The organism is Pusillimonas sp. DMV24BSW_D, from assembly GCF_011388195.1.
GTDB classification, from domain to species: domain Bacteria; phylum Pseudomonadota; class Gammaproteobacteria; order Burkholderiales; family Burkholderiaceae_B; genus Neopusillimonas; species Neopusillimonas aestuarii.
This window is the reverse complement of record NZ_CP049990.1, coordinates 2,378,517-2,400,796: the sequence shown is the minus strand read 5'-3', so window position 1 is coordinate 2,400,796 and position 22,280 is coordinate 2,378,517. Positions and strand designations below refer to the sequence as shown.

The window sequence follows — 22,280 nt, the reverse complement described above, 5'->3', positions numbered from 1 at the left end:
TTATGTCGTACCGGCTATTTCCCCTTATTCTGGTGTTGTTTCTTGCTGCGTGCTCTACCCGACAGCCTGTGTTGAACCAACCAACGACACTGCCCGATTCATTTTCAGAGACAGGGCAACAACCTGTCTCCGATACATGGTGGAAATCGTTTGACGATCGGCACTTGAATCAGCTTGTGCGACGGGCACTGGACGATAATTTGAGTCTTCAGGCCGCCTATCAACGTTTGCTTCAGGCGCGGGCCGTAGCCCGCCGCCAGGAAGCCTTGTTGTATCCGTCACTTGACGCGACTAGCAGCGCTGAACGGCAAGAAGGGCCTGACAATACCGACGCCAACCTCTTTAGTGTTGGGCTAAGCGCGAGTTATGAGGTCGATCTGTGGGGTAGAGTGCAGTCTCTGACAGAAGCAGATCAATTTCGTGCGTCGGTGAGTCTGGCAGACTACCAGGCGGCGGCCATTTCCCTGAGCGGGGAAATTTCCAATACGTGGTTTCAGTTATTGGAACAGCGGGCGCAACGTGATCTGGCGCAGCGTCAGCTTGAAACTAATCGTACTGTACTCAAGGTAATAGAAACCCGCTTTGGCGTAGGCCTGAGCAGCAGTGCAGATGTCTTGCGTCAACGCCAGTTGGTTGCGGCGTCGGCTGATCGTATTAACGAAACGAACGCACAGATCGGTGTCCTTGAAAATCAACTGGCTGTGCTGGTCGGGCAATCGCCGGGCCGGGTTCAGTTACCTGACGACGGTGCTTTACCCACACTCCCGGAGTTGCCTGAAACCGGGATACCCGCTGAGCTTGTTCAGCGGCGCCCAGACCTGCAACAGGCGTGGTGGTTGATTCAGGCCGCAGATCGCGAATTGGCCGCCGCGATCAGTAATCGCTTCCCCCGTTTTTCCATCGATGTATCACTGAGTTCTCAGTCGCGCGGCTCCGGCGACCTTTTTTATAACTGGCTGCTTGCCTTGGCCGGCAATCTGGTGATGCCGGTGGTGGATGGGGGAGAGCGTCGAGCGGAGGTGCGGCGCTCGCAGGCCTTGCGCGAGGAACGGGTGCGAGAATATGGCCAGGCGGTTCTCACCGCCATTCAAGAGGTTGAAGATGCGTTGACCCGAGAGCAAGAACAACGCCGACGCCTGGAAAATCTAGCAACGCGAATTCAATTAGCTGACGCGACCTACCGGCAGTTGCGTAACCGCTACCTGAATGGCGCCGTCAGTTATATCGAAGTGCTGGACGCTTTGCAGGAACAGCAAAACCTCAGGCGCACACAGCTGGCGACCCGTCAGCAGTCGCTCTCTAGCCGGGTCGCGCTGTATCGGGCGCTGGCGGGCAGTATCGAAACCCTAGAACAGCCATCCAACAATCAGAATGCCACAAATTCGGAGAATGACTCTTTATGAGCCACCCCGTCGATGAAAATGTTGTCCGTCCCGAAGCGCACAGGGCCGGCCCCGTAAAAACCGGCTTTATAACATTGTTGATTCTGCTTACGGGTGTCGTCCTGATTTGGCTGATTTTCGAAACGGAGCCCTCTGCCACCCGCTCGGACACCGTCCGTGAAACCGCGATGCTGGTTGATGTTCAAACGGTTAGCGGCGCTGATTTCAGGCCGTCAGTAGAGGTAATGGGTATGGTGATGCCTGCCCAGGAAATAACGTTGAGCTCAAGGGTAGGTGGCCAGGTCATCGAGCAGGCCGAAGCGTTTTCCCCCGGAAATCGGGTTGATGAAGGCCAGGTGTTACTAAGAATCGATCCGGCAGATTATCGCACTGTGCTTGATCAACGTCGTAGTGAGCTTCAGCAGGCGCAAGCGAATTTGGCGCTTGAGGAGGGCCAGCAAGCTGTCGCTTTGCAAGAATTCCAGTTATTGGGCGAAGAGATAGAGCCCGGCAGTAAAGCACTGGTGCTTCGCCAGCCGCAAATGGCACAGGCGAAGGCTGAAATAATGGCGGCCGAAGCAGCTGTGCGGCAGGCTGAATTGGATCTGGGTCGAACCGATATCCGTGCGCCTTTCCCTGCCCGGGTGCTCAGCCGTGAGGTCACCGAAGGCTCACAGGTGAGTCCCGGCCAGGCCCTCGGCCGGTTGGTGGGAACCCAACAATACTGGGTAGAGGCCACCGTTCCGCTTTCCAAGCTTCAGTGGTTGGATTTTAACGATGACCCCAATTCTCCGAAATCGCCGGTTACCTTGCGCCATGATACGGTCTGGCCGGCTGGGGTAACCCGTGAAGGGGAACTGCAGCAACTGGTGGGTGACCTGGACGCCAATACCCGCATGGCCCGGGTCTTGATTACGGTGGAGGATCCGCTTGCGCTGGAGCAGTCAGCAGGCAAACCGCCGCTGATCCTCGGCACTCAAGTGCGGGTGGTGATAAAAGGACGGCCGTTGGAAAGCGTGATTCGCCTTGACCGAAATCTGGTGCGTCGTAATGACACGGTTTGGGTCATGGAGGACAACCGGCTATCCATACGCAATGTCGACATTGCCTTTCGGGATCAAGAATACGCTTACATTAGTGCCGGGCTTGCGGATGGCGATCAGATTATCACCAATGATTTGGCTTCTGTCGTCAACGGAGCCCGATTAAGGTTGGAAGGTGAGCGCGATGAGTGACGAATCAGGCCGAAAGGGTTGGGTCGGCCCCATCGAGTGGATGGCCCGTAACTCTATTGCCGCCAACCTGATGATGATTCTGTTGCTGGTGGGCGGCTTCTGGATGGCTTTGCAGGTGCAAAAAGAGGTCTTTCCAGAATTTCAGCTGGATATTGTCGAGGTCACGGTTAATTACCCTGGCGCCGCGCCCGAGGAAGTGGAGAAGGGTATTCTGTTGCCCGTCGAAGAGGCGGTGCAGGGTATCCAAAGCATTAAAGAGATGACCTCTACGGCCCGTGAGGATACCGGCACCATCCTACTGGAACTGGTTGCCGGCAGTAACCAGATGCAGGCCTTGCAGGACATTCAGCAAGCGGTGGATCGTGTACGCACCTTTCCTGAAGAGGCTGAGGAGCCAAGGGTACAACTGGTCGTACCAACCCAGGACGTCATGGAACTGACGATATATGGCGATGTGGATATCTGGACACTGCGTCAGCTTGGTGAGCAGGTGCGCAACCGGTTACTTTCGGAAGACGCCATCACGCAGGCCGTCATCGACGATGTGCCCGATTACATGACCAGTGTCGAGATCAGCCAGGAGACATTGCGAAAGTACGACCTGACTTTGTCCGATGTAGCCCGCCTAATCGAACAGTCCAGCCGCGACACTCCTGCAGGGTCCATGGCCACAGAAGAGGGCGATATTCTGCTAAGGCTTAAGGAGCGCAAGCAATGGGCTGACGCGTTTGAAGACATTGTGATCCTGAATGCGGACTCGGGAGGTACGGTTACGCTTGGCGATATCGCCACCGTTCGCGATGGGTTCGAGGAAGATGGGTTTCATTCTCGGTTTAACGGCCAGTATTCGGTGGAGATTGAAATCTTCCGCACGGGTGAGCAGTCGCCCCTGGAGATTGCCGATGCAGTTGAAAAGGTGATGGCTGAACTGTCTGTCACGCTACCGGAGGGGGTTGATGTTCGCATAGACAGTAACCGGGCCAAGCAGTTTGAAGAGCGAATGAACATGCTGCTTGGTAATGGCGTTATGGCCATGATCATCGTCATGGTGATCCTCAGCTTGTTTCTGGAATATCGGCTGGCATTCTGGATCATGATGGGGATGACCATTTCCTTTGTTGGTAGTGTATTGTTCCTGCCGGCGATGGGGGTCAGTATTAATATGATTTCCATGTTCGGCTTTCTCATGGTGTTGGGTATTGTGGTTGACGACGCGATCGTCGTGGGAGAGAACATCTACGAGTACCGTGAGAAGGGTATGAGTTTCATGGAGGCCGCCATTAAAGGCGCGCGCGATATTGCCGGCCCGGTGACCTTCAGTATTCTTACTAATATCGTCGCTTTCCTGCCATTGCTGTTCATACCCGGTACAACAGGCAAGTTCTGGTGGCCGTTGGGTATGGTGGTGATACTGGTGCTGGCGATTTCCCTGGTGGAGGCTCTGTTTATTCTGCCTGCGCATCTGGCTCGCAGTGGACGCGGCAGCGTTACTGTTTATGGTCGCGGGATGCATCGTGTACAGCGTGCGTTTTCCCAGGGGTTCGAGGCGTTGGTTAACCGGGTTTACCGGCCACTGTTGGATATGGCGCTACGGTTTCGTTATTTCACGCTTAGCGCTGCCTTTACCATTATGGTCGTCTCGGGCGCCTATGCCACCAGCGACCATATGGGCATGATTATGATGCCGGAGGCGCCGGCCGATGAAATCGAAGCGGCGGTTCGACTGCCGGTTGGCACGACCGCTCGTCAGGCCGGCGAGCTGGCCATGGCAATAACTGAAGACACGCAACGCCTGTTCGAAGCGAATAATCTGAGTCGCAATGTCGAAGGCATCAAGACGAATGTGCGAGGTGGACAGCAGTTTATCGACGTTGAACTGGTGCTGCGCCCGGAGCAGGATCGTGATATGACGGTCAACGAGATCATTGCCCTGTGGCGCAACGAGTTGGGCGATTTTAAAGGTGTGGATCAAATCACTTTCGAGGCCGAGCAAGGACCGGGCAGTTGGCGTGATGACATTAGCGTCGACCTAAGCCATATCGACATCGATATCCTTGCCCAGGCCAGCCAACGGTTTGTTGAAGAGCTGGAACAAGTTAATCAGACCCGCAATGTCAACGACAATTACAGCCCCGGCAAACCGCAGTTCGATATTAGTCTTACAGCAGAAGGGCGGGCGTTGGGCCTTACAGGCGCCGACATAGGCCGACAACTGCGGGATGCTTTCTACGGCAGTATTGCCTTGCGTCAGTTGCGCGGCATTAATGAAAATGAAATTCGGGTGCGTTTGCCGGAGTTTCAGCGCCAGGATCTTTATTACTTGAACAACTTGGTGATTCGTACGCCTTCGGGTCAGGAGGTGCCGTTACTTGATGTGGCAGAGATCACAGTTAGCACCTCTTTTCGCTCGATCGATCGTCGAGACGGTCGGCGGATCATTACCGTCGGTACGGATGTCGAACCCAAGCCGGCAGTTGGTCAGGTGCTGGAACTGGTACAAACCGAAATACTGCCGCAACTGCGCGCGGATTTCCCAGGGCTGACCTGGAGCTTTCAGGGCAGCCAGGCTGATCTCAGAGAATCCACCGCGGCGCTTTGGGGCGGCTTCGGGCTGGCCATGATCGCTATTTTTGCATTGCTGGCAGTCGCTTTCGGCAGCTATCTGCAACCTTTGGTGGTGATATTGGCGATACCCTTCGGCGCAGTGGGGGCAATTATCGGCCACATGATTCTGGGGATGGAGCTTTCACTGGTCAGTATCATGGGCATTGTGGCATTGTCAGGCGTCGTGGTGAATGACTCGCTCATCATGGTGTCATATGCCAACCGACGTCAAAACGCGGGCTTGGGGCCGGCCCAGGCGATCTACGAAGCGGGGTTGCGTCGCTTCCGACCCATCGTCCTGACAACATTGACTACCTTTGGTGGTCTTGCGCCCATTATTGCTGAAACTTCGCTTCAGGCCACTTATATTATTCCTATGGCGGTGTCACTGGGGTTTGGTATTGTGTTTGCCACCGCTTTGATTCTGTTTCTGGTGCCTTGTCTGTACTTGGTTCTGGAAGATATTAAGGCGTATTAAAGGCCTTGAGCTCCACGGCGCAACCAATCATGCACAAAAGCAAGTTTATTGCGCGCGGTGGTTGACAGTACAAACGGGTAAAGATCCGACAAGCCCATTGAGCGGTTAACGTGATTGACGCCTACCGTCAGCGATGCGGCGATATGTATCAGACGGTTGGTATCTGGTTCCGCGTAGGGGTCCCAGCCTCCAGTTGGTAATTCCGGGGAAGACAATTCGGCCGCGACGAAGCTGTCGGTAATATCAGTCAGGTGTAATAAATGCGCTGTCGTCTCGGCCCAGTCTTCATGCGGATGTGAAGTAGCGTAAGAGGTTAGAAAGTGCTGGGTCCAGTCGGACGGTGGGCCTTCGTTGTAATAACGTTGAAGCGCGGCGGTGTAATTGGCGCGTTCGTCGCCAAACATAGCACGAAAGGCCTCAAGAAAATCGTCGCGCAAACTTAACCGCCACCAAAGCATGTGTGCAATTTCGTGGCGCATGTGACCCATCATGGTCCGGTAAGGTTCAGCAAGGGTTTGGCGGCGGGTAATACCCACCACCGGATCAGCTTCGGCGACGCTTATGGTCACGACACCGTCACCATGGCCCATAAGCACAGGAATCAGGCCTTCGGCGAGCATATGGAAAACGGGCCGTGTGCCAGGGTCTTCCGGCCTGAACCAATGCCATCGACCCAGGTTATCGAGTACCCAGCGTTTGGCCGCTTCGGTGAGCGCCCAGTTGAAAATGGCGTCGGGGATGTTTGGGTCGGGCGTCAGCGTCGTCATGGCACATGATCGACAAAGGGCGCCTTGCTCAGGCGCAATCCAGTTGCAGTTAATCCGCTCGCGGTTTGCACAAAAAGGGGGCATCGGTAGAAATGCACGTGCTTGCGGGTCGTAGGCAACGGGGGTGCCGTCGGCAGTGGTCAGGTTATCAAACCAAAGAGAGCCCGAACCGACTGGATTGGAAAATACACGCATGTGTTACAGCCTCCAAATGAGTACCAGCATACCTACTTTTCATTCTGTCGTGCAGCAGTCAAAATTTGAGCGTAAAAACGGTGCACATGTTCACTGAAACACGTAATACTGTATTTCGAGGCCGTTAGCTTTGCGTTTTGTGAAAGCTGCTTGCGCAAAGGCTCGTCGTCTAAAATTTGTTTAATACGTTCACACCATTGTTGCTTGCTTGGCGGCGTTTTAAAACCATTCACACCGTTCTCAACAATATCGTCAATACCACTTGAACGCACGGCAACAACCGGCATGCCCGACGCCATCGCCTCTAGTATGACCATGCCCTGGGTTTCTGAGCGCGAAGCGAATAAGAACAAGTCGCCTGCCCGGCAATACTCCGGAACGCGCTCGGGTGGTACAGACCCCAGTAGAGAAATCGAACTACGCAGCCCCAACTGGTTAATTTTTCCCTGAATGCGGCTTCTTTCAGGGCCATCGCCAAGAATTAATAGCTTGAACGGCGGCAACTTACTTTCTTTTAATAATGCAATGGCGTCCAGCAAAAAGTCGATATTCTTTTCCCTTCCCAGCCTGGAAATACTGATTAGAATACGTTCGCCATTTGGCGCGTGCTCCTGGCGCAATACATTAATGCGATCTTCGGCGACGCCATCGAATTTTTGCAAATCGATACCGGTGGGTTGAACCAGAACACGTCGCTTTACGCCAATGGTACGCAGATACTCTTCAGCCGATTCGGTTGGGACGATGACACCGTCACATCGATTTGCGAAACGGCGCACGATAGCGTGCGACGCCAGGTTCCGAAACAAAGCGCTTGGCAGGGGAACATAGTGGGCGTAATGCTCCAGCCGGGTGTGGTAGGTGTAGATAACCGGGATATTCAAACGCCGACCAATAAAGAGCCCTGCGCTGCCAAGCCAGAATGGATGGTGTACATGAATGATGTTGGGTTTAAAACGCAACACCTGTTTATACAGTGCGGGTGAGAATATATTTGCCAAACGAAAGCTTTTGCCTTTTCCGAAAGGAATGAGGGTACGCACACGCAATATTCCATGCTTTGTTTTGTTGGCTTTGGGATACGCCGGTGCAACAACAAGTACTTTGTGTCGCTGCTCTAGGAGGCCTTGACGCAGTCGTTCTATGGAAATGGGTACGCCGCCAATGAACGGCAAATAATTATTGGTAAACATGACAATGCGCAGTCGGGCGTTTTTCAGCGCGTCGGGGTCCATGTCAAAATTGGGGTAGTAGTCTTGTTCCGTAAAAATTCGGTTGCGTAACCAAATGGCAATTGCAACGACAATGGTTACCAGCAGAATAAAGTTGAGATAACCGACATAAAACAGGGAATGAACAAAAAACCAGAAGCTTTCCAGGGTGCGCCAAAACGGTGGCTGCGCAATGTTGAGCTGCCGTTGTTCAATAGTGACTTGACCGCCCTCAACATCCACCGAAACAAAATGATGATGGCTGCGCTCATTATCAATGATTAACCCGCCGGCGCCACCGGTAATAATGTAATGCGTGCCATTATGGGTTTGGCGGTCGAACTGGGGTAAATTGGTGGAAAATACGGCGTCGACACCGAACTGTTCAATGAGCGCGGCAATACGTGTACGTTCTGCGTCATCGGCAAGCAGATATTCATCGGTCAAGCCGAATAAACCCGCCTTGTCGACCGGATAGAACGGGTGGGCGCTGAACACAAAGCGGTTCGGCTCTTGCGTGCTGTTTAACTCCTTGTTTAACCAGCGGCGTTGCCAGCCAAAATCGGTGGTGCCGGTGCTGTCCAGAAAAATAAAGCGGCTGTTTCCTGCTTTAAAGCTGAAGTGGTAGGGGCCGAAGTGATCGTAAAAGCGAAATCCGCCGATCCGGCTTTCCTCTTGAGGTCCGAAGGCCAGCAAATAGGGCATATTCAAGCGCGATAACGTACGATAAATCGCACGGTATTTGTCTTCGCCGCCATTTGATACGGCATTACCCGCAGACACAACGAAGTCGTACTTCTCTTTATTTAGCAAGGGAATAATTTTTCGTTCGAAAATACCAACCGAGTTGTTGATATTGCCCAGGACGGCAAAACGGTACGATTCACGATCTTTCAGGGCGCTTTCTATTTTTTCAATTTGAATAGTGTGTTCGGCTGTGAAGTCTTTTTCGAAGAAATTGAGGTAGACTTGATACGCCACGAGCGCAATCGCCAGCATGACGCTGAACCAGTACAACCAATGAAGTGTTCTTCTATTCATGGCATTAACCTTTGCGACCCAGAGCATATAACGTAATGGGTACGCCAATTAACATGCCCAGGTGAACGGTAAGAAACCGCCATCCCAATACCAGAATCAGTAACTCGCCCGACCCTGCCAGCGTGGAGAACAATATTGCAAATACGCCCTCGGCAATGCCGGCTGCTCCAGGTGTAGGGGCAAAATACATGATAAACGTGTTGACAAGCATCAGCGCCAGAATCAACGGGTAATCGACTGGATATCCCAGGCCCCACATGAGTAAAGCCGGGAAGGAAAAAAGAGAAACCAGAAATGTAGCCGTTGATATCAGTGCCGCCAATCGATCCGTCCGACCGGCTTTAAAAAAAGCCCGAAAACTGTAATCAAAACGAATTATTTCCCGTCTTAGACGAAACCGCCACCGACGCTCACGAGCTGCGTTAATTAAATGAGTTCGCCGCAAAATTGCCAGCATTGTGGCACCGGCATGCATAAACCAGCGCAAACGCAAGAGCACGACAAAAAAGAAGGCAACATAGAGCGCAGCGAACAGCCCCATCCAGGGGCCCCAGGTGCTGATTGCCGGGTTATCGATAAGGTGGTCGATGCCGATCATGAGAAAAGGTGCCGGCAGGAAAATCATTAAGCTGGCCAGCAGCGTGCGTAATGTCGTTGCCGCCGTTGCGGCACCGATATGTATTCCGCGCCGATGTAAAAACCACACCTGTACGACGCCCCCGCCGGTTGCCATGGGCGTAATATTGGAAAACAGTATATTAATGAACACCAAAGGGAACATGGCGCGCAAACGCTGATGTTGGCCAAGGGCGCGCAGGGTGAACCACAACCTGAGCGCATCACTTAAATAATAAACTGTCAGCAGCGCCAAGGCTGAGACAATCATCCATGGGCTGAACAGGGCACTCCAAAGCTGGTCGGCCTTGCCGTTTAATTCCTGTTGAATAGTAAGGGGTACCAGCGCGCTGAGCACGACAAACAGCACTGCAAAGCCGGCTACTTTTAATCGGTTGAAAGGTAATGTAATCACGCGAATTTTCACCCTTCCCAGCCTGACACCATAATACCCATTCCTGCCAGCGCTACGGTGGCACCCACCCAATCGGTGGTGGTCAGGGGAACGCCGTCAACTACCCGAAGCCATACCAATGCCGTTGCGACATATACACCGCCGTACGCCGCGTAAATGCGCCCGCTTGCCGCCGGATGCAGCGTGAGTAGCCAGGCAAAGAAAGCCAGGCTAATCGCTGCGGGGATCAACAACCAAATTGGTCCACTCTTTTTCAGCCATAAATACGGTAGATAACACCCAATAATTTCCGCCAGGGCAGTCACAATAAACAAGCCGGTTGTTTTCAGCATAAATACGACCCGGATAACGATAGAATGTATAAATGTGCAAGCATAACGGATTAACAGGAGACAGCATGGCATTCGGTATTGATACTTATGCATTGACCATGGCGCAGTACAACCAGTGGATGAACGACAATTTATATGATGCCTGCTCAGCGTTAAGCGATGAGCAACGTAAAGCCGATACCGGTTTGTTCTTCAAATCGATTCATGGAACCCTGAATCATTTATTGTTGTGCGATCAAATGTGGTTTGCACGTTTTGTGGGTCGACCTTATGCGGCTAAAAGCTTAAGCGCCGAATTATTCACTGATTTCAATGAGCTTCATCAGGCACGGAGCGAAACAGATAAGGAGATTGAACAGTGGGCGCTGGGGTTGCAGGGTAACCCGTTGCCGGAACGGTTGCATTACGTGAGCTTGCTCGATCAGCAGCCTAAAGACATGGACTTTGCCCGAACCGTGGTGCATTTTTTCAATCATCAAACGCATCATCGCGGCCAGATTACGGCGGCTTTATCGCGCTCGGGCGTTGACTTCGGCATAACCGATTTGTTGTTTATGCCGGTTTCTCGCGCGGCTGGCGATATCGGTTGTAGCCCCACAAATACTGAGTAGGCATCATACGAATAACATTTTCCATTTCAGTATTAATGATAGTGGCTGCTTCGGTTGGGTCATCGGGCAGGGGAGACGTCATTTCCTTCACATGCATTTTGTAGCCTTGACCCACAGGGTTTCGCTCGGCACCGAGAATGAAAATGGTGGCGCCTGTCAGTTTCTGTAGTCGTTGCACAAGCGTCATCGTGTAGGCAGGTTTGCCGAAGAACGGCGCCCAAACACCTTCACCTGAAACAGGGACTTGGTCGGGCAAAATACCCACTGTGTGCCCCCGCAGCAAGGTTTTCACAACCGTTCGTACGCCTGATTTGTTTGCGGGCGCCATGGTTAACTGTTTGCGGGTACGCATTTTGATAACCCAGTCTTGCAACCATGCCTTGCGGGGCGGGCGAAACAAAACTGTGGATGGGTAGTGGCTGGAATAAACCGGCCCCAATAATTCAAAACACCCGCAGTGCGGTGATAACAAAATTACCCCGTTACCACGCGCGAGCGCCTGCGCAAATAACGGCCAATCATCGTAGTGAACCTGCTTGTTCAGCGCCTGATCGTCTCGTCGTACCCACCAATAGGGCATTTCCAGAAAAAGCTGACCCACTGCCAGTAACGATTGTTTTAGCGCGGCAGACGGTAAATTGGGGAATGCATGTGCAAGATTCGTTTTGGCCCGGCGCTTGTAGCGGCCGGGCACAATAAACAGAATCCATCCGCATACTTTGCCAAGACGTTGCACGAGAGTTAACGGCAGGGCGGCTACGCCGGCAAAGACCAACGAGGCCAAATAGGGTCGAACTTTGTACTTCATGATGTTGTGCTACGCACTTTCTGCGACCCTTGTTGATAGTTTGACGTATCACGGTAACAGAAGAAGTTGTGTTTGACCTACATAAGTTCGCCTTATTTCAAATTTAGCCTCTTTGATGTCGCTTGGAAGCGTTTTCGATTAAGGTGGGCCGAGTTGATACGCGTTTGCGGAGCCGCCCTCATCCTCCCAGCGCTCTAACGATTCGTGAGCAGGTTGGCTGGGTTTGAGCTTGGGGCCGGGATTAAACAAAATAGTAAGTAGCAGAGCACTGTTTTGCAATGCTTTCAAGCTGTGAGGCTCGCTGTGCTCAAGATAAACCCAGTCATGCGCGTTCAGTGTGACGTTGGACGAGGACAGCGACAGCTCGATACTGCCTTCCAGGCAATGAATCATGACATTACCGGGTACTGCGTGCCGGGGGATGGTGGAATGGGCCGGCATAATAAGCCGCAGTGCTTCAAACCCCGCCTTTTTTGTAATCGCCACCGAACGAGCTTCAAGCAAGTATTTGCCCAGTGGAGCCAAATTAACGATTTCTCCGGGTTGTGCGTGGTGTAGTGCCATTTTGCTTCCCCTTGCGTATTTACATGTATCTTAAGACCGGGAAACAGGTTTTGACAATGGCATGCTTTTCCGAAGTGTCTAAGCGTTAACTGGCCCTGATAGTTGTCATTGCTATGTGTTGGGCGCAGTTAACAAAAGTGTTGTTCTACGGAGCGAAGTTTTATTTCTCCGCGAGTTTCATCAGTTCACGTGCACATGCGTCGGCAACGTCGTCATGGGGTTTTTCTTTGCCGGGAAAGGTTGCCCAACCTTGTTCCTCAACGTAATTCCCCCTTTGGTACGTGCGCTCTTCTTCCAGAGAAGCAAGTGCCATGGTTTCTTGTTGCTGTGGCAGAGCCTTAAAGTTTGCAACACACACCGGCGTGAGTGCAGCAATGATTGCCGTCTCTTTTTTTTGCTGAGCCATTTCTTGTGCCGTCGCGCTTGTAACCACCCAGTCGGAACTAAAGCCGATAATGGTAATTGCAATAGCGCCAATGACGCCGCCCCAGGCTGCTGGTTTCATCCATTCAGGAATGTTCATTACGATCTCCTATTTATATATCGACATCCCACCCTAACAGCCTTGATGCCGGGGTTTAAATGGGGGATTACATGTAGAGGCCTCAATTAATGAGGGTCAGTTTGCTTAACTGGTAACCAGCGCCAGAAAATACCTGCTGAAATCAAGGCCAAGCCGCCGATGGCCACCATACCGCCGGCCAGCGACGCCACGGCTGTAATCGCTGACAGCAAAAGCGGCCCGCCACTGTTGCCGATGTCGGCCATAAAGCGCCATATTCCCAGAAACTGGGTGCGACCTTGTTTTGGCGATGCGTCGGCGCCAACCGTCATGACCAAGCCTGATGAGATGCCGTTCCCGAAACCCAGCACCATGGTGATCATCACAAACGTCCATAGGCTTGCGGTAAGCGGCATCATTGCCAGGCACACGGCCATAATGACCATGGAGGGAATGGCCACGGCCGCTCGCCCTTTATGATCCATCAGCTTACCCGCAGGATAGAAAAGCAACATGTCGATGGCCCCCATCAGGCCGTAAACCAATGAGGTCGTGGCGGCATCGATGCCAATGTTCGCCGCCCACAAGGGGATGATGACCTGGCGGCTTGACCGAACGGCTGCAACCAGCAAACAACCTACACCCAACGTTAAGTATGTTTTGAAATGCGTACGGGCGATGTGTCGCAAACCCTGCGTAGAGGGCCCGCTATCGGCTTGTTCGTGGGGTGCGTGTTGCGGTAAATCGGGAATGGCGAATGCCAGCGCCGCCATAAAGACAAAAGTGACAATGGCAACAACGTAAGCCCCCTGCAGATCCATAAAATGCATTAACCCGGCGCCGGCGAAAGGGCCGATGAACATGCCGATGCGCGTTACGCCACCCAGAGTGGATAAGGCTCGTGCCCGCATGGCAATGGGCACCGCTTCCGTTAAATAGGTTTGGCGCGCCAACAGAAAGACGGCGCGGGTCATGCCTACCAATAAGATTCCTACGCCCAAAGTGAAGGGATTCGGTGCCAATAAGCAAATAATCAAGGCGATGATGGCGACAATTGCTGCACCCACCATGGCCCGACGTTCGCCGAAGCGGGCGGTTAGAATGGCGGCGGGGATATTATTCAGTAGCGAACCGATGCCAATCAGTGCAACAATAATGCCCGAAAGTGCAACTGAAGCGCCCAGGTCGCGGGCGCTGAGTGCGATAACGGGGTAGATGGCACCTTCGCCAATACCAAACAATAACGAAGGGCCGAAGGCGGCAACCGAAATTTTCTTTAAGCTGAATGAGGTGTCGTCGGAGGGCACTGCTTGTCTGCCTGGCATTTGGGTGTGTAAAGCCTGAAATTGTACCGCCGGGACCCTGACAGCAGACTTACGTGAAACAGGTGAGTTATGCCGGTGCTATATGCGGTCGCCGCGTTGCTTGTGATGCAGTTGGCCGGAGAATGGATTGTACGTGTTGTGAGCTTGCCGGTGCCGGGCGCGCTGGTTGGGTTACTTTTACTTTTTTTGGCCTTGGTGGTGTTGGGGCGCTTGCCAACCGGCTTGCGTCAAACTGCCGATCATGTGTTGCCCCATTTAATGTTTCTTTTTATTCCTGCGGTAGCCGGCGTTACGTTGCATTTTGAACGTTTGGAACAAGAGTGGTTGCCCTTTGTGTTGGCGTGTACCGTCGGAACGGCTATTACTGTGGCGGTAACGGCCGCTACGTTTTGTTGGGTGCTTAAGCGCACTCAAAAGGGTTAGCCATGCAAAATTGGTTTCTTGCTCCGTGGCCTGAACTGATTGCGTCGCCGGTAGTGTGGATTACGGTTACGCTGGTGGTTTATCTGGCTGCCTTTCGTATTTATGATCATTTCAACAATCATCCATTGTTGTTGCCCGTACTCACGGCCGTTATTGTGGTGGTGGGCATTCTTATGGCAACAGGCACACCGTACGCAGAATATGAACAGGCCACCCGCTTTCTGTATTTTCTGATCGGACCGGCAACGGTGGCGCTTGCGGTGCCCCTATATACACAATTACCCCGTTTGCGGCAAATGTGGAAGCCGATTAGTGTGGCGCTGCTGGTGGGGTGTTTCACTGCGATTCTTTCCGCTTTGGGCATTGCCTGGGTTTTTGGCGCAACCACCGATACATTATTGTCGTTAGCGCCGAAATCCGCCACCATGCCGATTGCCATGGAGGTTGCCGATCTAACCGGTGGAATTGCATCATTAACCACAGTGGCATGTGCTATTACAGGTATTTCAGGTGCAATTCTCACAGGCGGCTTGTTGCGTTTCATGAAAATTACCGACCCGGTGGCGCATGGTTTTGCTATGGGGTTAAGCGCGCATGCAATCGGCACAGGGCGTGCTTTTCAGGTAGATGAAACCACGGGTGCGTTTTCGGCCTTGGGGCTCAGCCTGAACGGGGTAGCCACGGCGGTGGTGGTGCCGTTTGTGCTTGCGGCATTAGGTTTATTCACGTTTTAATCAATCAGATCTTTTGGTACAGAAATAGGGGAAAAATTCGCCATGCCATCTTTTGACGTTGTTTCCGAAGTCGATAAACATGAATTGTCGAACGCGGTTGATCAAGCCAATCGAGAATTGGTGACTCGTTTTGACTTTAAAGGGTCGAACGCCACGTTTGAGCTGGAGGAATATGTTGTAACCATGGCCGCGCCAAGCGCATTTCAGCTTAAACAGATGCTCGACATCCTGCGTGGTCGTATGTCGGCGCGCAGCATTGATGTGCGTTGCCTGGAGTTGGGCGACGTGGCGGAAAACGTGGCGGGTGCGCGGCAAAAAATTACCGTGCGTCAGGGTATTGAGCAGGCTACTGCCAAGAAGTTGATCGCGGCCATTAAAGGCAGCAAAATAAAAGTGGAAAGCCAAATAAACGGTGACAAACTTCGCATCAGCGGTAAAAAGCGCGATGACCTTCAATCCGTAATGGCCTTGCTGCGTCAGCAAGACGTCGACTTACCCCTGCAGTTCAACAATTTTCGTGATTAAAGTTTAATTGCGCAACCGATAACCGGTTTTGAATATCCAGGCCACGATGCCCAGGCAAATCAGCAACATCACAAATGTCATGCCCAGGCTCACGCCGGGTGAGACATCGGCCGAGCCATAGAAACTCCAGCGAAATCCGCTAACCAAATACACCACCGGGTTGAATAGCGACACAGTGTGCCAAAAAGGGGGCAGCATATGAATGGAATAAAAGCTGCCTCCTAGAAAAGCGAGCGGTGTCACAATAAGTAACGGAACGATTTGCAGGCTTTCAAAACTATCGGCCCATACTCCGATAATAAAACCGAACAGGCTGAAGGTTAGTGCGGTTAGCACCAAAAATACAATCATCCACACGGGGTGTTGGATGTTCATTGGTACGAAAAATGTGGCCGTTATCATGATAATGGTGGCCAATACCAACGACTTGGTGGCAGCGGCACCCACATAGCCCAGCAAAATTTCAGCGTACGACACCGGCGCCGACAATAACTCGTATATGGTGCCGGTAAAGCGCGGGAAGTAGATGGCAAACGAGGCGTTGGAAATACTTTGGGTTAGGACCGTTAACATCACCAGGCCGGGCACAATAAACGCGCCATAGCTAATCCCATCCATTTCTGTAATACGATTGCCAATGGCGGCGCCAAATACTACGAAATACAGCACCGTTGAGATAATAGGTGCCAGCACACTCTGCGATAAGTTACGCCGGATGCGGTTCATTTCAAAAAGGTAAATCGCCCGTATCGCCAACCAGTTCATTGCGGCTCCTGTACCAAGTCAACGAAGATGTCCTCAAGTGAACTTTGCCGTGTGTGAAGGTCGGTATAAACGACCTTTGCCTGGTGAACCTGGTGAAGCAGGTCGGCAATATGCTGGTCACTTTCCTGAGTGCGGTAGGCATACATTAAACGTCGACCGTCAGAGGACAGTTTTAAACCGGTATTGGCCAATGTGGCCGGCAATTCATGCAAAGGTTGGGCCAATTGCAAGGTAAGTTCTTTTTTGCCCAACGAACGCATCAGCCGCGCTTTTTCTTCCACTAGAATTAGTTCGCCCTGGCGAATGACCCCTATCCGGTCGGCCATTTCTTCGGCCTCTTCAATGTAATGTGTGGTGAGAATAATTGTGACGCCAGTATCGCGCAGTTTGCGTACGATATCCCACATGCCTTTGCGCAGCGTGACATCAACACCGGCGGTGGGTTCATCCAGAAACAGAATAGGGGGCTCGTGCGACAGGGCCTTGGCAATGAGTACACGCCGCTTCATGCCACCGGACAAGGTCAGTAACCGGCTGTTGCGCTTTTCCCATAGCGATAAGTCTTTCAATGTTTTTTCGATATGCGCCGGGTTGGCTCTTTTGCCGAATAGCCCCCGGCTATAACTGACCGTATTCCAGACTTTTTCAAATGCCTCGGCGGTGAGTTCTTGCGGCACCAGGCCGATTTGGCTTCGCGCAGCACGGAATTTTTTCTTGATATCGTGGCCATCGACGACAATTTCACCTTCGTCCAAATTCACCAAGCCGCAAATCATGCTGATTAAAGTGGTTTTGCCCGCGCCGTTCGGACCCAATAACGCAAAAATTTCACCGCGCTGGATATCCAGGTTGATATTGTTCAGGGCCCGGTGACCGGACGCATAGGTTTTCGAAACATTGCGTATCGATATAACGGAACTCATGGCATCATAAAGTCTTGTTCAGCGAGTTTAACTCTACCATGATCAACATGTTTTCAACGGCGCTTCTTACGCCTCAGGAAATGGGGCGGGCCGATCAGGCAGCGATGGCAGGCGGGGTGCCTGGTGCCACATTAATGGATAATGCGGGTCGCGCGGTGGCACGGGAAATTGTCCGTCGTTGGTCGCGACGCCCGGTTTTGGTGGCATGTGGGCCGGGTAACAACGGCGGAGACGGCTATGTGGCCGCGCGTTACCTGGCCGATTGGGGGTGGCCCGTTACCGTAGCGTCGCTTGAAGGTCGTATGCCCTCAGAACAAAGCGATGCGGCCCATCATGCTGCCTTATGGAGGCAACCCGTTGTTAAGTTGTCACCTGCATTGCTCGACACCGTTCGCGAAGGGTTGGTGATTGACGCTTTGTTTGGGGCCGGCCTGGCTCGGCCCCCAAGCGGCGATGCCGCGGCATTTATCCAGGCACTGAATGACTCGAACATTCCTGTTTGCGCGGTGGATTTGCCCAGTGGGGTAAATGGCGAAGACGGCGCCGTTTTAGGTGCTGCACTTCAGGCGCAGTTAACGATTACCTTTTTTCGCAAAAAGCCGGGTCATGTCCTGTTTCCTGGGCGCGCTTTGTGCGGCCCGACAATTGTGGCGCAAATCGGCATCCCCGATACCGTGTTGCCCGGTTTGGCCGGCCATACAGCTGAAAATAATCCGGACGTTTGGTCTGCGACGTTTCCCTGGCCGCAATTAACAGGCCATAAGTACAGCCGGGGACACGCGCTGGTGGTGGGTGGCAATCGCATGACCGGCGCAGCACGTTTAGCGGCTCGCGCTGCGGCAAGAGTTGGTTCAGGTTTGGTTACTCTGGCTGCCCCCGAACCGGCGTGGCCGGTTTACGCTACCGCGCTGGAAAGCATTATGGTGGAAGGTTTCTGTGATGACCATTCATTTGAGTCGCTATTGGCGGATACGCGAAAAAACGTGCTCGTCGTTGGGCCAGGTTTGGGGGTCGGTGAAACCACGCGGAATCAAACTTTGCGAATTTTGGCCACCCAGCGCGCCTGCGTGCTCGATGCAGACGCAATCAGCAGCTTTAGCGCACAGCCTGAGCGATTGTTCCGCGCCTTATCAGAACAGAGCGTACTGACACCCCACGAGGGGGAGTTTGCTCGGGTCTTCAATGTAAGCGGCAGCAAGCTTGAGCGAGCGCGTACGGCGGCTCGTACGTCGGGTGCCGTGGTGCTGTTGAAAGGCCCCGATACCGTCATAGCGCACCCAAACGGCCGGGCGATTGTGAATACAAATGCGCCGCCTGATCTGGCCACAGGCGGCGCGGGCGATGTCTTGGCCGGCATGATTGCCGGCCTCATGGCCCAGGGAATGCCCCCGTTTAATGCCGCGTGTGCTGCATGCTGGTTACACGGCGAAGCCGCCCGTCAGCATGGTCCCGGTCTTGTTGCCGATGATTTAATCCATTTAATTCCTGCAGCGCTGAAAGTACTGCGGCGGATGTCCTTGGGCTAACCATTTAATGGGAAAACAAGATAGGTACGGTCATGGAGTCGAGCAGTGTTTTCGACGTGCCACCTAATACCCACTCGCGTGTGCGGCTGCGGTTGTAAGCGCCCATTACGACCATATCGCAGCCTTGGTCGGTTGCGCCGTTCAGGATAATTGTTCCGATGTTAATGTGATTACTGATTTGCCTGATGAATTTGGGTTGCGGATAGCCGCGTGAAGCACAATAAGCATTGAAATCATCATCGTGCAGATCTTGTTTTTTGGCCAATTCGCGGTTTTCGTCAATGGTAAGAACAACCAAATCTTTGGCTTGTCGCAGAATCGGACCCGCGTCGGCCAAAGCCCTGGCTGCGCGCCGGCCTCTGTCCCAGCAAAACAAGATGCGTTTGCCGATTGGGTTGATTTCACCAATAAACGGCACCATGAGTACAGGGCGTCCGGCGGTGGTAATAACTGTTTCGGCGGGGCTGGAACGCATTGAAGAGGTTTGTTTTTCACTTTGGCTCATGACCAGTAAATCACAATAGCGGGCGTGAATCGCCAGTACCTCTTCAGCGAACCCTTGCGGCTCACGCCAGGTGGCTTTGACGCCGACTTCTTGGGTACGCTTCTGGAATAGCTCATGCATCTGCATGCGTTCTTCAGCCAAATGGCTGCTCACCATGCTTGAAACCTCGGGCGGCATTAAATTGCCGCCGCGCAAATACTCCGTGGATTCGGGGCGAGGGTACACCCCTACGACTTCGGCTTCATGTGTTTTGGCCAAACGCAGGGTCGTGTCTAGTCGACGTGTGTGATTTCCATCTTTGGTAAGATCAATAGCAATGCGTCCCAGCATGATTTTCCCCTAATAACGTATGGTGTCTCTTTCATTCTAGTAAGATCACCAAGCCGACTATTTGATTTAACGCAAGATATTCTTAAAGAGCCGATATGTCCGATGTCATTGCCCTCGTGTTCGATTTCGACGACACTCTTGCCCCGGACAGCACCACCGGGTTTTTAAACGATATCGGTGTCGATGCCGGGCAATTCTGGTCTGAAAAAGTGGGGCCGTTACTAAATGAGCACGATTGGGATCCGATTCCCGCATATCTACATGAAATGATTGCGCTTTCGCGCTCGCGTGAGTACGGCTTAATTACCCGGGAGCGGTTGCAGGAGTGGGGTGCCCGACTGCCTTTGCATCAAGGGGTGGAAACCCTGTTCGATCGCTTGCGCCGGCATGTCCGTAAAGATCATCCGCAAGTACAGTTGGAGTTCTATCTGATTTCCAGTGGTATAGGTGATGTCGTGCGTCATACGTCCATTGCGAACGAATTTACCGATATTTGGGCGTCGGAATTCAAATATGGCGCCGATGGCGGAATCGATTTTCCCCGCCGGGTGGTTAGTTTTACCGATAAAACACGTTACTTGTTTCATATTCAGAAAGGTATTATTGGCGCTTCATCGCGTAATAAACCTTTCGAGGTTAATCGCAAGGTAGAGTCCGAGAAACTACGCGTGCCTTTTCAACAAATGATTTTCATCGGCGACGGCTACACTGATGTGCCGTGTTTCTCACTTGTACGCCAGGCCGGTGGCGTAGCGTTCGGGGTGTGGGACCGCGCCCACCGCGAGAAACGCAGCAGGGCCTGGGGGTTTATTCAGGAAGGGCGGGTCTCGAACCTGAATCAGGCGCGTTACGACGAAGATGCCGAGCTGTATCAATGGCTGGAAGAGGCGGTTGAAAGCCTGGCCGGCCGCATCGCCCTGCAGTCGCGTATTTATGTCGGCTAAGGCAATATCCGCATGATTGAACCTGAATCGCATGAAACTGCTCTAACCACTCGCGACGCGGCTGCGATGGCACTGGCGCTCGATCAGGCCAAACGGGCGATTGAACTGGGCGAAATTCCCGTTGGGGCGGTGGTGCTAGATGAGCAAGGTCGTGTGTTGGGAGCAGGGCATAACCGCACCATTATTGACCACGACCCCACTGCCCACGCCGAAATCGTCGCCTTGCGCGAGGCTGCAAAGGAACAGGAAAACTACCGTTTGCCGGGGCTGCGTGTATATGTAACGCTTGAACCGTGTGTTATGTGCATGGGCGCTTTAATGCATGCCAGGGTGGCCGAGGTGATTTTTGGTGCATCCGACCCCAAAACGGGAGCATGCGGCAGCGTGCTGGATATTTCTACTTTTAGGCAGTTGAATCATCATACCCAGGTGCGGGGAGGTGTCATGGCTGACGCGTGTGGTGCGTTATTATCCGATTTCTTTCGCGACAGACGGGCCCAGGCTCGTGCGCAGCGTGAACAACTGAAGAGGTAAGCAGTATGGGTCACCATCATGAAGTCGCGCCCAAGGGCATTTACTTGTTTTCCCCGTCCGGGGTAGTGCCGAATGCTGAGGCGCTGGATCGTGCTCGGGCACATTTGAAGTCAATGGGGTTCCGCACAGCCGTCGATCGCACCGCCTTGGCGGCACACGAGCGTTTCGCCGGCACCGACACGCAGCGATTGGCCGCCATTAACCGCGCGATAAAACAAAAACAACCCGTCGTCATGGCAACCCGGGGCGGTTATGGGTTAAGTCGAATCCTTCCGGCAATCGATTGGCGTGCTGTAGCCGATAGCGGCAAAACTTTTGTGGGTTTAAGTGATTTCACCTTGTTTAATCTGGCGCTTTTGGCAAAAACCGGTGCGACCAGTTTTTCCGGCCCCATGGCATTTCATGATTTCGGCGGAAAAAACATAAACGACTTAACATCCGCCTTGTTCACTGAGGCGTTAAGCCGTGAGCTGGAAATTCTGAGTTTTGAAGCGCCTGATACTGACGCGGTAGACGCGCGCGGCGTTTTATGGGGCGGTAATTTGGCCATGGTGGCTTCGCTGGTGGGCACCCCATTCATGCCCAAGATTAAAGGCGGTATTTTATTTCTTGAGGACGTTGCCGAACATCCTTATCGTGTCGAGCGTATGTTGGCGCAACTGTGGCAGGCGGGAATTCTGGCGCGTCAAAAGGCCATTGTGCTAGGGCAATTTACCGATTACAAACTGGGCCCCTTGGATAACGGTTTCGATTTGCCTTCGGTAGTGACCTGGTTACGAAAAACCGTCAAAGTACCTGTCGTTACCGGATTGCCATATGGCCACGTCGCGGTAAAAGCAACGCTGCCGGTGGGGCGTAAAGTGGGCATTGCCACTGAAGACGGCATGGCTTATTTGGTGTTGGAAGAACATTAAAACGGAACTTGTTAAACTAATGGGTTAACGTCATTCACCCTTTTGTGCGCTGCTTTGAAAAGTAGCGCCTAT

22 protein-coding genes are annotated in these 22,280 nt (G+C 52.9%); 11 read left to right on the top strand and 11 right to left on the bottom strand.

The window, feature by feature from the left end; genetic code table 11:
• The first annotated feature begins 2 nt into the window (after positions 1-2).
• Genes G9Q38_RS11665 through G9Q38_RS11655 form a run of 3 tightly spaced genes read left to right on the top strand, consistent with a single transcriptional unit; the run spans position 3 to position 5,699 of the window.
• Positions 3-1,403, top strand: coding sequence for an efflux transporter outer membrane subunit (locus G9Q38_RS11665; RefSeq protein ID WP_166131134.1), 1,401 nt, complete (start codon positions 3-5; stop codon positions 1,401-1,403).
• Positions 1,400-2,617, top strand: coding sequence for an efflux RND transporter periplasmic adaptor subunit (locus G9Q38_RS11660; RefSeq protein WP_166131132.1), 1,218 nt, complete (start codon positions 1,400-1,402; stop codon positions 2,615-2,617). The genes G9Q38_RS11665 and G9Q38_RS11660 overlap by 4 nt, the downstream gene beginning before the upstream one ends.
• Positions 2,610-5,699: an efflux RND transporter permease subunit gene (locus G9Q38_RS11655; RefSeq protein ID WP_166131129.1), complete on the top strand. Its 3,090-nt coding sequence runs from the start codon at positions 2,610-2,612 to the stop codon at positions 5,697-5,699. Before G9Q38_RS11660 ends, G9Q38_RS11655 begins: the two co-directional genes overlap by 8 nt.
• On the opposite strand, the gene G9Q38_RS11650 is transcribed toward G9Q38_RS11655, so the two are convergent.
• The 4 genes from G9Q38_RS11650 to G9Q38_RS11635 are packed head-to-tail and all read right to left on the bottom strand — an operon-like array spanning position 5,696 to position 10,275.
• Positions 5,696-6,661, bottom strand: coding sequence for a zinc-binding metallopeptidase family protein (locus G9Q38_RS11650; protein ID WP_166131126.1), 966 nt, complete (start codon positions 6,659-6,661; stop codon positions 5,696-5,698). The two genes, G9Q38_RS11655 and G9Q38_RS11650, sit on opposite strands and share 4 nt — an antisense overlap.
• 32 nt (positions 6,662-6,693) lie before the next feature.
• Positions 6,694-8,913 carry a glycosyltransferase gene (locus G9Q38_RS11645; protein ID WP_166131124.1) on the bottom strand — a complete coding sequence of 740 codons (2,220 nt, stop codon included), beginning with the start codon at positions 8,911-8,913 and terminating at the stop codon, positions 6,694-6,696.
• Between the two features lie 4 nt (positions 8,914-8,917).
• Positions 8,918-9,943, bottom strand: a complete 1,026-nt coding sequence (locus G9Q38_RS11640) for a lysylphosphatidylglycerol synthase transmembrane domain-containing protein (protein ID WP_166131121.1) — start codon at positions 9,941-9,943, stop codon at positions 8,918-8,920.
• 8 nt (positions 9,944-9,951) lie between these two features.
• The gene (locus G9Q38_RS11635) at positions 9,952-10,275 is read right to left on the bottom strand and encodes a YnfA family protein (protein WP_166131119.1); all 324 of its coding nucleotides are present in this window, start codon (positions 10,273-10,275) and stop codon (positions 9,952-9,954) included.
• Between the two features lie 65 nt (positions 10,276-10,340).
• Here G9Q38_RS11635 and G9Q38_RS11630 point away from each other — a divergent pair, with 65 nt between their 5' ends.
• Entirely contained in the window at positions 10,341-10,886 is a 546-nt protein-coding gene (locus G9Q38_RS11630) for a DinB family protein (protein WP_166131116.1), read from the top strand.
• Here G9Q38_RS11630 and G9Q38_RS11625 read toward each other — a convergent pair.
• From G9Q38_RS11625 to G9Q38_RS11610, 4 genes are all read right to left on the bottom strand, one after another.
• Positions 10,828-11,694: a lysophospholipid acyltransferase family protein gene (locus tag G9Q38_RS11625; protein ID WP_166131113.1), complete on the bottom strand. Its 867-nt coding sequence runs from the start codon at positions 11,692-11,694 to the stop codon at positions 10,828-10,830. The genes G9Q38_RS11630 and G9Q38_RS11625 overlap by 59 nt on opposite strands.
• 138 nt (positions 11,695-11,832) lie before the next feature.
• On the bottom strand, positions 11,833-12,258 hold the full coding sequence (locus G9Q38_RS11620; RefSeq protein WP_205962294.1) for a cupin domain-containing protein: 426 nt from the start codon (positions 12,256-12,258) through the stop codon (positions 11,833-11,835).
• Between the two features lie 160 nt (positions 12,259-12,418).
• Positions 12,419-12,781 carry a hypothetical protein gene (locus G9Q38_RS11615; RefSeq protein WP_205962293.1) on the bottom strand — a complete coding sequence of 121 codons (363 nt, stop codon included), beginning with the start codon at positions 12,779-12,781 and terminating at the stop codon, positions 12,419-12,421.
• A gap of 86 nt (positions 12,782-12,867) precedes the next feature.
• A complete protein-coding gene (locus tag G9Q38_RS11610) occupies positions 12,868-14,085 on the bottom strand; it encodes an MFS transporter (RefSeq protein ID WP_166131110.1) in 1,218 nt (405 codons plus the stop codon).
• A gap of 69 nt (positions 14,086-14,154) precedes the next feature.
• On the opposite strand from G9Q38_RS11610, the gene G9Q38_RS11605 reads away from it, so the two are divergent.
• From G9Q38_RS11605 to G9Q38_RS11595, 3 genes are read left to right on the top strand one after another with little or no spacing between them, the layout of a single operon-like run.
• Positions 14,155-14,508 carry a CidA/LrgA family protein gene (locus tag G9Q38_RS11605; RefSeq protein ID WP_370523857.1) on the top strand — a complete coding sequence of 118 codons (354 nt, stop codon included), beginning with the start codon at positions 14,155-14,157 and terminating at the stop codon, positions 14,506-14,508.
• Positions 14,509-14,510: 2 nt separating this feature from the next.
• Positions 14,511-15,242, top strand: a complete 732-nt coding sequence (locus tag G9Q38_RS11600) for an LrgB family protein (protein ID WP_166131107.1) — start codon at positions 14,511-14,513, stop codon at positions 15,240-15,242.
• 42 nt (positions 15,243-15,284) lie between these two features.
• Positions 15,285-15,767 carry a YajQ family cyclic di-GMP-binding protein gene (locus tag G9Q38_RS11595; RefSeq protein WP_166131105.1) on the top strand — a complete coding sequence of 161 codons (483 nt, stop codon included), beginning with the start codon at positions 15,285-15,287 and terminating at the stop codon, positions 15,765-15,767.
• Positions 15,768-15,770: 3 nt separating this feature from the next.
• Here G9Q38_RS11595 and G9Q38_RS11590 read toward each other — a convergent pair whose 3' ends face one another.
• Both G9Q38_RS11590 and G9Q38_RS11585 read right to left on the bottom strand, forming a co-directional pair.
• Positions 15,771-16,532: an ABC transporter permease gene (locus G9Q38_RS11590; protein WP_166131102.1), complete on the bottom strand. Its 762-nt coding sequence runs from the start codon at positions 16,530-16,532 to the stop codon at positions 15,771-15,773.
• A complete protein-coding gene (locus G9Q38_RS11585) occupies positions 16,529-17,455 on the bottom strand; it encodes an ABC transporter ATP-binding protein (protein WP_166131100.1) in 927 nt (308 codons plus the stop codon). Before G9Q38_RS11585 ends, G9Q38_RS11590 begins: the two co-directional genes overlap by 4 nt.
• Positions 17,456-17,493: 38 nt before the next feature.
• Here G9Q38_RS11585 and G9Q38_RS11580 point away from each other — a divergent pair, with 38 nt between their 5' ends.
• Positions 17,494-18,981 (top strand): NAD(P)H-hydrate dehydratase, encoded by a 1,488-nt coding sequence (locus tag G9Q38_RS11580; RefSeq protein ID WP_205962292.1) that lies wholly within the window; start codon positions 17,494-17,496, stop codon positions 18,979-18,981.
• Positions 18,982-18,985: 4 nt separating this feature from the next.
• Here G9Q38_RS11580 and G9Q38_RS11575 read toward each other — a convergent pair whose 3' ends face one another.
• Positions 18,986-19,816 carry a universal stress protein gene (locus G9Q38_RS11575; RefSeq protein ID WP_166131097.1) on the bottom strand — a complete coding sequence of 277 codons (831 nt, stop codon included), beginning with the start codon at positions 19,814-19,816 and terminating at the stop codon, positions 18,986-18,988.
• A gap of 95 nt (positions 19,817-19,911) precedes the next feature.
• Here G9Q38_RS11575 and G9Q38_RS11570 point away from each other — a divergent pair, with 95 nt between their 5' ends.
• The 3 genes from G9Q38_RS11570 to G9Q38_RS11560 are packed head-to-tail and all read left to right on the top strand — an operon-like array spanning position 19,912 to position 22,208.
• Positions 19,912-20,760, top strand: a complete 849-nt coding sequence (locus G9Q38_RS11570; RefSeq protein WP_166131094.1) for an HAD family hydrolase — start codon at positions 19,912-19,914, stop codon at positions 20,758-20,760.
• A 12-nt stretch (positions 20,761-20,772) separates the two neighbouring features.
• Positions 20,773-21,294 (top strand): tRNA adenosine(34) deaminase TadA, encoded by a 522-nt coding sequence (tadA, locus tag G9Q38_RS11565; protein WP_166131091.1) that lies wholly within the window; start codon positions 20,773-20,775, stop codon positions 21,292-21,294.
• 5 nt (positions 21,295-21,299) lie between these two features.
• Positions 21,300-22,208, top strand: coding sequence for an LD-carboxypeptidase (locus tag G9Q38_RS11560; protein WP_166131089.1), 909 nt, complete (start codon positions 21,300-21,302; stop codon positions 22,206-22,208).
• Positions 22,209-22,280 lie beyond the last annotated feature (72 nt).

Bases quoted from the DNA above. Each gene is read 5' to 3' on its own strand.
- G9Q38_RS11660 (WP_166131132.1), top strand. From the start codon at position 1,400: ATGAGCCACCCCGTCGATGAAAATGTTGTCCGTCCCGAAGCGCACAGG.
- G9Q38_RS11635 (WP_166131119.1), bottom strand. From the start codon at position 10,275: ATGCTGAAAACAACCGGCTTGTTTATTGTGACTGCCCTGGCGGAAATT.
- G9Q38_RS11595 (WP_166131105.1), top strand. From the start codon at position 15,285: ATGCCATCTTTTGACGTTGTTTCCGAAGTCGATAAACATGAATTGTCG.
- G9Q38_RS11615 (WP_205962293.1), bottom strand. From the start codon at position 12,781: ATGAACATTCCTGAATGGATGAAACCAGCAGCCTGGGGCGGCGTCATT.
- G9Q38_RS11605 (WP_370523857.1), top strand. From the start codon at position 14,155: ATGCCGGTGCTATATGCGGTCGCCGCGTTGCTTGTGATGCAGTTGGCC.
- G9Q38_RS11610 (WP_166131110.1), bottom strand. From the start codon at position 14,085: ATGCCAGGCAGACAAGCAGTGCCCTCCGACGACACCTCATTCAGCTTA.
- G9Q38_RS11650 (WP_166131126.1), bottom strand. From the start codon at position 6,661: ATGCGTGTATTTTCCAATCCAGTCGGTTCGGGCTCTCTTTGGTTTGAT.
- G9Q38_RS11600 (WP_166131107.1), top strand. From the start codon at position 14,511: ATGCAAAATTGGTTTCTTGCTCCGTGGCCTGAACTGATTGCGTCGCCG.
- G9Q38_RS11625 (WP_166131113.1), bottom strand. From the start codon at position 11,694: ATGAAGTACAAAGTTCGACCCTATTTGGCCTCGTTGGTCTTTGCCGGC.
- G9Q38_RS11665 (WP_166131134.1), top strand. From the start codon at position 3: ATGTCGTACCGGCTATTTCCCCTTATTCTGGTGTTGTTTCTTGCTGCG.
- G9Q38_RS11580 (WP_205962292.1), top strand. From the start codon at position 17,494: ATGATCAACATGTTTTCAACGGCGCTTCTTACGCCTCAGGAAATGGGG.
- G9Q38_RS11645 (WP_166131124.1), bottom strand. From the start codon at position 8,913: ATGAATAGAAGAACACTTCATTGGTTGTACTGGTTCAGCGTCATGCTG.
- tadA (WP_166131091.1), top strand. From the start codon at position 20,773: ATGATTGAACCTGAATCGCATGAAACTGCTCTAACCACTCGCGACGCG.
- G9Q38_RS11585 (WP_166131100.1), bottom strand. From the start codon at position 17,455: ATGAGTTCCGTTATATCGATACGCAATGTTTCGAAAACCTATGCGTCC.
- G9Q38_RS11655 (WP_166131129.1), top strand. From the start codon at position 2,610: ATGAGTGACGAATCAGGCCGAAAGGGTTGGGTCGGCCCCATCGAGTGG.
- G9Q38_RS11575 (WP_166131097.1), bottom strand. From the start codon at position 19,816: ATGCTGGGACGCATTGCTATTGATCTTACCAAAGATGGAAATCACACA.
- G9Q38_RS11560 (WP_166131089.1), top strand. From the start codon at position 21,300: ATGGGTCACCATCATGAAGTCGCGCCCAAGGGCATTTACTTGTTTTCC.
- G9Q38_RS11590 (WP_166131102.1), bottom strand. From the start codon at position 16,532: ATGAACTGGTTGGCGATACGGGCGATTTACCTTTTTGAAATGAACCGC.
- G9Q38_RS11630 (WP_166131116.1), top strand. From the start codon at position 10,341: ATGGCATTCGGTATTGATACTTATGCATTGACCATGGCGCAGTACAAC.
- G9Q38_RS11620 (WP_205962294.1), bottom strand. From the start codon at position 12,258: ATGGCACTACACCACGCACAACCCGGAGAAATCGTTAATTTGGCTCCA.
- G9Q38_RS11570 (WP_166131094.1), top strand. From the start codon at position 19,912: ATGTCCGATGTCATTGCCCTCGTGTTCGATTTCGACGACACTCTTGCC.